The organism is Deltaproteobacteria bacterium (genome assembly GCA_016931625.1).
Taxonomy (GTDB): domain Bacteria; phylum Myxococcota; class XYA12-FULL-58-9; order XYA12-FULL-58-9; family JAFGEK01; genus JAFGEK01.
This window is the reverse complement of sequence record JAFGEK010000039.1, coordinates 1-11202: the sequence shown is the minus strand read 5'-3', so window position 1 is coordinate 11202 and position 11202 is coordinate 1. Positions and strand designations below refer to the sequence as shown.

17 protein-coding genes are annotated in these 11202 nt (G+C 41.2%); 2 read left to right on the top strand and 15 right to left on the bottom strand.

Features of this window, described 5'->3' with window-relative positions:
• Window positions 1-500 (bottom strand): hypothetical protein (locus JW841_03350; protein ID MBN1959957.1); only part of this gene is annotated, 500 nt, incomplete at its 3' end.
• Between the two features lie 71 nt (window positions 501-571).
• Window positions 572-757 (bottom strand): hypothetical protein, encoded by a 186-nt coding sequence (locus tag JW841_03345; protein ID MBN1959956.1) that lies wholly within the window; start codon window positions 755-757, stop codon window positions 572-574.
• A gap of 35 nt (window positions 758-792) precedes the next feature.
• Between JW841_03345 and JW841_03340 the strand changes: the two genes are divergently transcribed.
• Window positions 793-1017 carry a CopG family transcriptional regulator gene (locus JW841_03340; protein MBN1959955.1) on the top strand — a complete coding sequence of 75 codons (225 nt, stop codon included), beginning with the start codon at window positions 793-795 and terminating at the stop codon, window positions 1015-1017.
• Window positions 1002-1382 carry a type II toxin-antitoxin system VapC family toxin gene (locus JW841_03335; protein MBN1959954.1) on the top strand — a complete coding sequence of 127 codons (381 nt, stop codon included), beginning with the start codon at window positions 1002-1004 and terminating at the stop codon, window positions 1380-1382. The genes JW841_03340 and JW841_03335 overlap by 16 nt, the downstream gene beginning before the upstream one ends.
• Before the next feature lie 21 nt (window positions 1383-1403).
• On the opposite strand, the gene JW841_03330 is transcribed toward JW841_03335, so the two are convergent.
• The 13 genes from JW841_03330 to JW841_03270 form a co-directional block, all read right to left on the bottom strand.
• The gene (locus tag JW841_03330; protein MBN1959953.1) at window positions 1404-2234 is read right to left on the bottom strand and encodes an FAD/NAD(P)-binding protein; all 831 of its coding nucleotides are present in this window, start codon (window positions 2232-2234) and stop codon (window positions 1404-1406) included.
• Between the two features lie 13 nt (window positions 2235-2247).
• The gene (locus JW841_03325; GenBank protein ID MBN1959952.1) at window positions 2248-3351 is read right to left on the bottom strand and encodes a 4Fe-4S dicluster domain-containing protein; all 1104 of its coding nucleotides are present in this window, start codon (window positions 3349-3351) and stop codon (window positions 2248-2250) included.
• A complete protein-coding gene (locus JW841_03320) occupies window positions 3348-4265 on the bottom strand; it encodes a 4Fe-4S dicluster domain-containing protein (protein MBN1959951.1) in 918 nt (305 codons plus the stop codon). The genes JW841_03325 and JW841_03320 overlap by 4 nt, the downstream gene beginning before the upstream one ends.
• A 24-nt stretch (window positions 4266-4289) precedes the next feature.
• Entirely contained in the window at window positions 4290-4763 is a 474-nt protein-coding gene (locus JW841_03315) for a hydrogenase iron-sulfur subunit (GenBank protein MBN1959950.1), read from the bottom strand.
• 23 nt (window positions 4764-4786) lie between these two features.
• On the bottom strand, window positions 4787-6805 hold the full coding sequence (locus tag JW841_03310; protein MBN1959949.1) for a CoB--CoM heterodisulfide reductase iron-sulfur subunit A family protein: 2019 nt from the start codon (window positions 6803-6805) through the stop codon (window positions 4787-4789).
• Window positions 6805-7701 carry a CoB--CoM heterodisulfide reductase iron-sulfur subunit B family protein gene (locus JW841_03305; protein ID MBN1959948.1) on the bottom strand — a complete coding sequence of 299 codons (897 nt, stop codon included), beginning with the start codon at window positions 7699-7701 and terminating at the stop codon, window positions 6805-6807. The genes JW841_03310 and JW841_03305 overlap by 1 nt, the downstream gene beginning before the upstream one ends.
• Window positions 7698-8321, bottom strand: coding sequence for a 4Fe-4S dicluster domain-containing protein (locus JW841_03300; GenBank protein ID MBN1959947.1), 624 nt, complete (start codon window positions 8319-8321; stop codon window positions 7698-7700). The genes JW841_03305 and JW841_03300 overlap by 4 nt, the downstream gene beginning before the upstream one ends.
• A 311-nt stretch (window positions 8322-8632) precedes the next feature.
• Window positions 8633-9070 carry a PIN domain-containing protein gene (locus JW841_03295; GenBank protein ID MBN1959946.1) on the bottom strand — a complete coding sequence of 146 codons (438 nt, stop codon included), beginning with the start codon at window positions 9068-9070 and terminating at the stop codon, window positions 8633-8635.
• Window positions 9067-9309 (bottom strand): antitoxin, encoded by a 243-nt coding sequence (locus tag JW841_03290; GenBank protein ID MBN1959945.1) that lies wholly within the window; start codon window positions 9307-9309, stop codon window positions 9067-9069. Before JW841_03290 ends, JW841_03295 begins: the two co-directional genes overlap by 4 nt.
• 124 nt (window positions 9310-9433) lie before the next feature.
• Window positions 9434-9829 (bottom strand): type II toxin-antitoxin system VapC family toxin, encoded by a 396-nt coding sequence (locus tag JW841_03285; GenBank protein ID MBN1959944.1) that lies wholly within the window; start codon window positions 9827-9829, stop codon window positions 9434-9436.
• Between the two features lie 11 nt (window positions 9830-9840).
• On the bottom strand, window positions 9841-10092 hold the full coding sequence (locus JW841_03280) for a hypothetical protein (protein ID MBN1959943.1): 252 nt from the start codon (window positions 10090-10092) through the stop codon (window positions 9841-9843).
• Between the two features lie 307 nt (window positions 10093-10399).
• On the bottom strand, window positions 10400-10798 hold the full coding sequence (locus tag JW841_03275) for a type II toxin-antitoxin system VapC family toxin (protein MBN1959942.1): 399 nt from the start codon (window positions 10796-10798) through the stop codon (window positions 10400-10402).
• The gene (locus JW841_03270) at window positions 10795-11067 is read right to left on the bottom strand and encodes a type II toxin-antitoxin system VapB family antitoxin (GenBank protein MBN1959941.1); all 273 of its coding nucleotides are present in this window, start codon (window positions 11065-11067) and stop codon (window positions 10795-10797) included. The genes JW841_03275 and JW841_03270 overlap by 4 nt, the downstream gene beginning before the upstream one ends.
• Window positions 11068-11202: the final 135 nt, after the last annotated feature.

Here is an 11202-nt window from a genome sequence, read left to right as displayed (position 1 = left end):
GTACCATTTTCTTTGCCTATAGCATACCAACCTATTTTTGAATTAATGAATGAAAAATAATTGCCACTAGAATGTACACCGCCATACTCAATTAGTTCTTGCCAATTACTGCCGCCATCTTCAGAGATTCGTAGAGTATTACCACCACCGGCCCAAAGATATTCATTATCAACAATCTCAAAGCTAACAAAAGCACCATTAGTAAGCGGTAGTTTCGCTTGCCGCCATGTTTTACCACCATTATTAGTGATTATAATCTCGGCAGGATGACATACTGCAATACCCTGCTTTTCATTTATGAATCCGGCATTGTTAACTGAAAAAAACACTTTATCTTTTTTTTCTGCCGCTACGGCTGCCTCGTGCACTAAAACCCACTTATCTTTTGATGTAGGTTTAGTTTGTGCCTTTAAAGAACAAACCGTAGTGCCGCTAGAAAAAGTGAGTATTAACGCTACAACAGATGGTAATCTGAAACGATAATCTAGTAGCGTGAACATTTTTTGATTACATCATTAAATACTATTTTTATCCAATAAGTGGGTTAAGCTTGTTGGGTCAATATTTCACCTTACTTGCATTTATTCTCATGTTTTGCTGACCAAGATTTTATTTTTTGCCATGCCTCAAACATAACACGTAAATCTTCAGCTAAAACAAAGCATTTGCTAAAATAATCAGCAGTTTTCAACATTGATAAATAAGCCTGTAAAATATTAGCGGTGAGTGCATTAAGATCAATAAAAACTTCAGTCATTGACAATGATATATGATATCGTTATATGATATACTATGCGTACAATTGTTGATATACCATCTGAACATCTCAAACCTCTTAAAGACATTTGTCGTCGTTTAAAAATTTCTCGTGCTGAAGCAATACGCAAAGCCATTACAAAATATATTCAGCAAACACAAATTGCCGCACCGGACAAAGTCTTTGGTTTATGGAAAAATCGCGACATTAACGCACGTGACTATGAAGATAGCTTACGTAATGAATGGGAGCAGCATTGAAGGCAATTTTAGATACCAATATTTTAATTGATTTTTTAAATGGGGTTAATGCCGCTAAAGACGAAATCACTCGTTATGATTATCCATGCATTAGTCTTATTACCTGGATGGAAATCCTAGTTGGTGCGCAAAACCCCGAAGAACAAATATTACTACAAGATTTTCTGCAATCTTTTAATATAATTGCAATTGATATGGCTGTGGCAGAACAAGCTATCACACTACGACGCAACTTTAAAATCCGTTTACCCGACGCCATTATTTGGGCAACCGCGAAAACACACAACTGTTTACTTGTTACTCGCAACACTCGTGACTTTCCTGATAATGATCCAGGGGTGCGTATTCCCTATATGTTTACATAGTTAAAATAAATTATAACTAACCTAAAAATCTTGCGGCAATTTCTCTAAATCTTTTGCGCTAAACACCGGGCCGTCTTTGCACACATAAACCGGGCCGATATTGCAACGGCCGCATTTGCCAATCCCACATTTCATCCGATTTTCAAGCGTAGTGTAAATTTGCTCAGGGGCAAAACCGAGCTCTCTTAACGCTGGGATAGTAAACTTAATCATTATTGGCGGACCACACACGATCGCATAACTATCATTGGCAGAAGGTGCCGCTTTACTAACTATATTTGGCACAAAACCAACTTCACCTTGCCAATCAGGGGTTTCGCCACCTGGGTCAACCGCTTGCCTTAAAGTAACATCACGGCGCTGCGACCACTCTTGAAGCTCACGTTTATATACCAAATCATTAACGCTACGAGCACCATAAATAATAGTTATATCTTTAAATTCATCGCGACGATCTAATACATTCCAAATAACGCTGCGCACCGGCGCCAGTCCAATACCGCCACCAATGAACACTATGTTTTTACCGCGCATTTGCTCAATAGGAAAATTATTACCATATGGCCCGCGAAAACCCATAATGTCACCAACATTAAGCTCACGCATGGCTTTAGTTACTTTGCCGACCGCTTTAAAACTACATTCAATGTATTCTTTGCGGGTCGGCGCTGAAGCAATACAAAATGTGCATTCACCGGCGCCAAACACTGAATACTCGCCAAATTGGCCGGTTAAAAATGAAAACTCTTTGGCAACTTCTGACGATTTAAAACTCAGGCGCAAAGTGCGGGTGTCAGGTGTTTCATCAATTATTTCATCAATGCGCATTAAATGTGGCGCGTACAGATTCATGCCTTGCCTCTATTTAAACTGTTGCATTTATACTTTTATTTATGTTGTTGAGCACTTCACGAAGATCGATGCCGCCTGGACAAGCACGCACGCAACGACCGCAACCCGTGCATAAAATTTCATCAAACCGTTGTGGGTAAATTGAGAACTTATGAGTTACCCGCTGACGATAACGAGCGTTTTGATTACTACGGGGATTATGCCCCGAACCATGCAAAGTAAAAAGAGCAGTTTGGCATGTATCCCAATTACGCCGACGCTCGCCTTGCAAATTACTTTGTGGTTCATCAACAATGTCAAAACAATGACAGCTCGGACAGATAAAAGCGCATACGCCACAACCGTGACAGCGCAGTGCTATCTGCTGCCAGATGTCATCATCAAAATGAGATTGCAACCATTGTTGCATACCATTGATATCTGCTTGTAAATTACCAATCACACGCTCTTTAATTGTATTTTGCAGTGCAGTAGCTGCTTTGGTTTTATCTTCGTCGCTGGCAGCAAATTTAGCAGAGTGGGCATTAATTAAGGCTTCACCCTTCTTGGTTAACACCTCAACCTGAAAACCATCGTCTACTTTAGTAAATAGCAAATCAGCGCCGCGACGACTAGCTGGTTCTAAACCTACAGCAGTGCAAAAACAAGCGTCATCTACTTCAGTGCAAGTAAAACTAATAATAGTAGTAGCTTCACGACGCTTAAACCAAAGCTCATCGCGCAAACCCCAACTCATAACCTTATCAAGTTTATCAATAGCTGCAACATCACAAGGATGCGCACCAACTATAACTGTTGGTGCTGCTTTTGTATCTGCTTGCTTAAGCTCAATATCACCTTGATTCTGCTGCCATTTAAGCAAAACTTCGGTGGGTGGTAAAAAGTAAGGTTTAATCGAACTATTTGTAAGAGGACTAGTAAAATCGACATTCGCTACGGTGGCGATAGATTGGTTGGTTGTATTAGTTATACTTGTTGCGTATATTGGCGATAATTTTACTCGTTCATAGCCCTTAACACCAACACGCACCGGCGCCACCACCCGAATTTGTTGCGCTATCAAATCGTTGAGTAACTGTGATAATGCTGTTTCAGATATAAAACGATAACTAGTCACAGGATAAACTCCTGCTTGTCTTCTTGGTTATAAGTACCAATCGGAGTTGGCACTGTTGGATCAGAACTCACTTGATAATCGAAACGTTCTTTAACTACTTTAGCCATTTTGCCTACTAATAAACTCAATGGAATACCAACCGGGCAAGCACGTTCGCATTCGCCACAATCAACGCAACGCCCGGCTTGATGCATCATGCGATTAAATTGCCACATAAGATTGCCACGCGCGTGGGGTGAACTTTCGATCCATTGTGGTTGTGTCTTATCAGCTAAACACTGCACACAAAAACAAGTTGGGCATACTTCGCGACATGCATGACAACGAATACAACGCTCAAGCTCACCCTGCCAATATTGCCAACGCTCTTGTATGCTCATTGCATCAAGTGCGTTTATCCGTGCATCGCGATCGACGGCAATTGGCGGTGGCGCTTGTACCTCTCCCACTACATAATCAGCCAGTATTTCTTTGTGCTCTGCTGTATCTTTTGCACTAGCTGCCCGTGGTTCACGCACTGTGCAATTAGCACAACGCGGTGCCACTGTATTTACCTCAAGTTGCTGTGGTTTATTTAATGAGGCGTTACGACCAACGCCACCACAGCGAGGTGCAATAATAATAATTTGTTCACGCTTTAGTTGCCCCTCACGCACCAAAGCGGCAATCGCGCGAATATCACAGCCTTTAGCTACGATAGCTTTTCTTTGAAAGTGAGCAAGATGAGTGCGCCGTGGTGATAAATAGCTAACCAAATTATGAACACAACGATTGTCAAAAATTAATTGTGCACAACTAGCCACATCACTAATAAAAGCAGGTCGAACCCCAAAGGCCCCTTGCTCGTAACCAATCACCACATCAACAACTTTGTCAGTCAACAACTGACGTGCTACCTCTATTAGTTGCTGCATTACCTATCTCCTTGCCACACCTACCTAAGACCGCAATGCCTGGTAATCTTTAAAAGGACCAATAGCACGCAGACGCTCGGTGGTTTCATTTACTAACTCAGCCCATTTATTGCCTTCAGAGGCCGAAACCCAAGCGAAGGTAATACGTGCAGGATCGATACCTAAAAAAATCATCAATTCACGCGCCACAGCAAAACGGCGCCGTGCATGATAATTACCAGCATTGTAATGGCAGTCGGCAGGATGACATCCACTAACTATAACGCCATCAGCACCACGCTCGAATGCCTTCATAATAAAAATCGGATCAATACGACCGGTACAGGGAAACCGCACGATACGAACATTTGCAGCCATTGGTAAACGGCTGGTACCAGCCAAATCTGCACCAGTATAAGTGCACCAGTTGCACACATAAGCGATAATGCGCGGCTCAAAATTTGTTGGCGCGCTGCCGCTTCTTGGTGCGTCTATTTGTGGTGCAGGTGATGTACTCATAACAGCTCCTTATGAGACAACCTTTAAAAGGCATTAATCGCTGCAAAAATTTGTTCGTCAGTGCAACCTGCAAGTTCGACTGCCTTACTCGGACAAGTTGCTTGGCAAGTGCCACACCCTTGACATACGCCTTCTCGCACTAAAGCTACGGTCTTGAGTAGCTCTCCTTTTTTGTTGCGTATCTCTTGATGAGTAACTGCGCCATATGGACAAACTCGCTCACAATGAAAACAACCAGTACAATTATTCGCGTTAACCTGAGCTACTAAAGGTTCTCGCTCTAAAGTCTCAGCAGAAAATAGCGACAAAACTTTAGCCGCTGCTGCACTGGCCATTGCAACAGAATCAGGAATATCACGCGGGGCTTGACAAGCACCAGCGACATAAATACCAGCGGTGCTAGTTTCAACCGGTCGCAATTTTGGATGCGCCTCGTTAATAAAACCATAACGATCAGATGAAATGGATAATTTTTGTGCTAAGGCTGTGCTTTCTGTCTGCGATTGCATTGCGGTAGCTAAAACTACCATATCAGCATCAATAACAATTGGCTCACCACTTAAAGTATCAACACCATGTACTTTAATTACTTCACCCTCGCGATATAATTTGGATACACGGCCACGAATATAAATGGCCTCATTCTCTTCAATAGCTCGGCGAGTAAATTCATCATAACCTTTACCGCCAGCACGGATATCCATATAAAAAACAAAGGCGCGGCCACCATGAACTTTATGATGATAAAGCATGGTGTGTTTGGCGGTGTACATGCAGCAGATCTTACTGCAATAATTAATACCCTTTTGCGGATCACGCGAACCAATACACTGTAAAAAGGCGACGGTTTTGGGTTCTTTATTATCTGATGGTCGTAATATTTTACCGCCAGTTGGACCCGACGCTGATGCAAGGCGTTCAAACTGCATACCATCAATTACATCGGGTATATTCCCGTAGCCATATTCACCATAACCTTTAATGGCGGGGTTAGATTGTTCTTTAGCAATTGAATATAATTTATAGCCCGTGGCAACGATAATGGCGCCCACTTGTTCTTCAACTATTTCGTCTTGTTGGGCAAAATTAATCGCATTACGACCACAAACTTCGGCACATTTGCCACAAGCTAACTTTTTAGCACCACGCGCTTGCGCCAGCATATAAGCACACTTGTTTTTATCAATAACCGGTATATTTGGTACTGCTTGTGGAAAAGGTACATAAATAGCGGTTCGTTTGCCTAAGCCGACATCAAACTCGCTCGCTATACGTTTACTAGGGCAAACTTTTTGACATTCACCACAGCCATTACAAAGTTCGGGATCAACACCACGAGCTTTTTTACGTATTTTAACAGTGAAGTTACCAATATAGCCATCAACCGCTTCAACTTCACTATAAGCCAGCAATTTAATACGAGGGTGTTGATAAACCTCAACCATGCGGGGAGTTAAAATACATTGCGAGCAATCAAGCGTGGGAAAAGTTTCTGAAAGCTGGCTCATATGACCGCCAAGTGACGGCTCTTTTTCTACTAGCACTACCTCGCGACCACCATCAGCAATGTCAAGCGCTGCTTGAATACCAGCAATACCGCCACCGATTACTAAGGCACGTCTTTCAACCGGAATGCTAATCGCCTTTAGCGGACGGTTATGTTTTACCTTTTCTACGATAAAGCGGGCGAGATCAATTGCTTTAGCAGTCGCGGCTTCACGGTCGTGATGGATCCATGCACAATGCTCACGAATATTAGCGAGTTCGCATAAAAATGGATTAATGCCCGCGGTCGCTACGGTTTTACGAAAAGTCTTTTCATGCATATGTGGTGAGCAGGCTGCGACCACTACTCTATCAAGATTTTTTTCATGTATGGCCTGCTTAATTAGCTGTTGCCCTGGATCTGAGCACATATATTTGTAATCTACCGAATGTACTACACCAGGTAATTTACTTAAGGTGTCGGCTACCTGCGCACAGTCAACCGTGCTTGCAATATTTTCACCACAATGACAAACAAAAACACCGACGCGTGCCATTAGCTTTGCCCCCCTGCTGCAGATTTAGCAACGTCGGTGTCATTACTAAATTTACGATCGCTAACTGCTTTGGTGTTAATAAAATGCCGATTTAGCCCGAGATTTTTTGGGCTCAATGCTAACGCCAAACCTACTAACTGAGTAATATAAAGTATCGGTATTGGGCTATCAGCACGCTTCATAGCGCGCTGGCGTAAATCGAGATTTGATTGGCACATGGGGCAACCAACAACAATAGCATCTGCCCCGGCTGCTGCTGCATCATCAATAATTGCACGCGAAAGACGAATCACTGAATCGGTGCGCGAAATCGAAAAACCACCGCCACAACAATCAAGACGTTTATGCCAGTTAACTGAAGTAGCACCGGTAGCTGTCACAATCTCTTCAAGCGAATGTGGTTGCTCAGCGTCATCACTATTATCTAAATGCGGCGGGCGTACTAATAAGCATCCGTAATAGCATGCTACCTTTAAATCTTTAAGCGGGGTTTTAACTTTACTTTTTATGGTTGGTATTAATTCGTGCAATATTTGCGCAATACTGCGTACCGCAACCGTGTTATTAAATGGACGTTCAAGAACTTTGTTTACCTTTTGTGCTAAGGCAGCGTCTTTAGCAACTTGGTGATGCGCCGTAGCTAAACGATTATAGCAAGCTGCACATGGCGCTAAAACTTGTTGATGCTGTTGCGCTTCAGCGAGCGCCAAAGTGCGCGCTGGCAGAGCTATACTAAGTAGATGATTGGTAGCATGTGCTGAAGTAGCACCGCAGCACGCCCAATCTTCAATCTCGGTAAGATCAAGATCTAGTGTTGGTGCAATAGCTCGCAAACTTTCATCAAACTCACGCGCCGTTGCATGCAGCGAGCAACCTGGAAAATAGCCGATCTTCACGGTGCACCACTACCTTTGTCGCTTTTATTATCACTAGCTACGCTAGCATCTTCACATGCCTTAAAAATACGACGAATATCTTTAATACCATCTATGCTGCGTGGACTTAGCGCCAATTTGCCCCGAGTTAACATGGCTGGCACTTGTGAAACATCATCAAACAAACGGCCAGTTTTTAGTTTGTAAGCGGCGATAAGACCAAACTCAAAAATGCGACCATGACGCATAATTTGCTTTAAAAATGCTTGATGAAAAGCGTTGATATAGCGCGGCAACTCTTTGGGATTTTCTTGGGCCGCTATTTCTCGCAGCGCGTCAATAATACGGGCTGGCTCAACTTCGTTTGGACAACGTGTGCTGCAAGTTTCGCATCCTAAACAAAGCCAAATCGATTCATCAGTAAGCAATTTATCGATTTGATCTAATTGGATAGCACGCAAAATTTGATGGATTTTTAGCGGCATTTCTGCAGCCATTAGACAACCCGCAGTGCATTTGCCACACTGATAACACTGAGCGGGATTAATGCCAGTAGCTGATTTTAGCTGTGCTTTTATGCTGGCATGGGCGCGAGCTTGTTGTTTGCTTGTTTCACTAGAAGTCGAGGTATCAGCGGTCATAATCGATTTGCGTCATTACTCCTTAAAATTTACATAAGATGCGACGATGTAATGCGAATTTGACCTAAGCGCAAGGGCGAATTTATCAAGTATAAAATCGTCGCTTGCTTAAAAAAATACTCACTTTTTAAGATGTTAATAGTTAAATGATAAAGCAAGGTATAGCTGCCATTTTTCAAAGTAAGCAAGCTTCGCTACATAACGAAAACAAGCAATTTAGTAAGCTAGATGCATAATATCCTTATATTTCAATATGTTAATGGCGTTTGGCACTAAAAAATAGAGTACCAAACCACATCATGCTGACCAAGCTATAAAGGTTGTGGGTGGGTAATTATATTTTGTATAATTGCTATCAATTCTTCAGGTGAGTATATATTTATGGTTGCTTTTTTAAAATCTGATGTATTTCTGGTAACTATCCCATTAGCATTAATAGCAATAGCAGCTTGATGAACAACAGCATCTTCGTAGTCTGCAAATTTTCGCGCTAATGCTTCTTCTAATATTGCACGGTTTACAGGTGCTACTGCAAATAGTTCAAATAGTAGTTTTATCTTTTGATTAGCAAATTCTTTTGATTTAGCCTTGCTTAATAAATAATACAATGTGGTTATTGAATGTGCGCAAAGAAACCCCGTAATTATTGATTGCTCAACTGCATCAAGTAAAAATACCGCATTTTCTGCATAACCATCTCGATCAAATAGAGCATCAAGCACAATATTTGTATCAAAAAGAATAATCAAAAATGTTTCCTTTCAAGATATTGTTTATAATCCTTTTCATCAATAGCGACACCTTTTAAACAACCTCTTAGCTGTGAGGTAATAGGGCCAATTTGACGCTCATTATCTAATACATTTTGCGAAATTGCCTCAAAATGGTCGGCAACTAGCTGTGATATCGACTTTCCTCTCAGACGTGCATATTTTTTTGCTTGATTAATCAATGACTCGTCTAATCTAAGTGTTAGTTTAACGTTCATTTTTGCTCCCACTTATGACGTACAACTATTTATATCATATACGTCACCAAATGGGAATATTAAATAGCCGCTTATACTGCGGACATCTACCGGTTGATCAACGTCGATCACTCTTATGCAAAATTTAATCCCATATTGTTGGTACTAGTTTCGATTCTTCTATTTTTCTATCTTTGGTTATTAGCTTACCGTTTAGTGCTCGTGCGGCAGCGATAATAAGGCGGTCGAATGGTTCACGAATACTTGATAGCACAGCGAAATCTTCAAGTTGCTTAAAATCTAGCGGAAGAAAGCGTAGTGATGAATTATTTTCTAATACTATCTTAAATTCAGCAATAGCAATCGAGATTCTTCTGAGTTCATACAGCAAGACTATTTCTGCGATAACTGCCGCAGGAATCCATGCAACATCTTGCCCCATTTCAACTCGACGTAATACTTTTCGCGCCCGATTACCAAGTTTTTTAGGTGTAGATAGCGCGAAAATACAAGCATGTGTGTCAAGAATGTAATCAGCCAAGTGACTTCCTTTTATTTATTGCGTCTCCAAAGCATGGAACGAACTAATGCGATGTCATCGTCAGATACAATAGTATTAGAGGGGAATCTGCCAAGAAAACGGCAACTATGTGAAGCTTTTATCCCAGGGTCATTGTTTGCAGCGATTTCAAGATCATGAGTGATTTGAGCCGATAATGACCTGTGTTGAGCATGAGCTCGTGCAACCAGACTTGCTTTAATATCTGCAGGCAAACGGATTGAGATAGCGGCATTTTTAGACATGTGTGTATAATAATACCAAAAAAAATACAATGCAAATACTAAAGACTTCTTGTGTAAGCGCTGGAGATTTAAAACAGTGGACGCAAAACCTCCAAAAAGGTCATTCATAATCAGAATTATGCATGCGAGGTAACAGAATCAAGCTAGAAAAATTGGTGTTTGGCTGTTGGGCTTGTGGCCCTGTAGGGGCAAGCGTTAAAGAAATCAATAGCGCAATAGCTATTAAGCTCGATCGTTAATTACTAATTCTATACTACAACATTTTCATCGATTAAAAATATCACATTTTCTGCATATTTATTTTTTGTTAATGCTTTATTAATGCTACTTCAATATCAGTGGCAGTAAAATCGTCACCCACAAAGAATAGTGGTTCAGCAGCTAAATACGCTGTTGCATATGAAATACAATCACCAAAATTTAAAGCAGCTAGGTGCCTGCCCTTGCCAAATTTTAAATATGCATCAAAAGCAGCTTGCCAATGTTGCTCGCCAAAAGGAATCATTACAATACTAAATTCATGCAACATACGTAAAAGTTGTGGTTGCATATCACGATTAAATCTTGCTGATAATACGATACCTGTTTCAACCAATGTAGGTGTTGCAATACCACTATTTGGCCTTGCCACTAGTATATTAAATATATCTTGCCAGCCTGGTTCTTGCAAAGCAATAGCAACCAATGCCGATGAATCAATAATCATATGCCATTTTCACCATAACCTAAAATAACCTCTTCTTCTTTACGACTAAGGCGCTTACCTAGTTGCTCACTTGGAGCAAGTGCCCATATTTCTTGTTCTAACATTTTAAGTAAACTCTGCTTATTATCATTGCGAGCTATGCGATAAGCTAATTTTTCTTTTCGTTCTAATAAAGCACGACGAATTACTTCTGTTTTGCTTTCGCCTGTTAATTGCGCAAGCTCTGCGGCTAGTTGTTCAACTTCATGATTTTTTAAATTAAGAGCCATTATATAATTATACCATGGTGTAATATTTAAAGCATAGTGTAAATTTGCGCATTGTTACTGATACGGTATATGTCCGCAGTATAAGCACGGGTAAATGTCCGCGATCAACATGGGCAAGGTGTAGTAGTTTGTCAT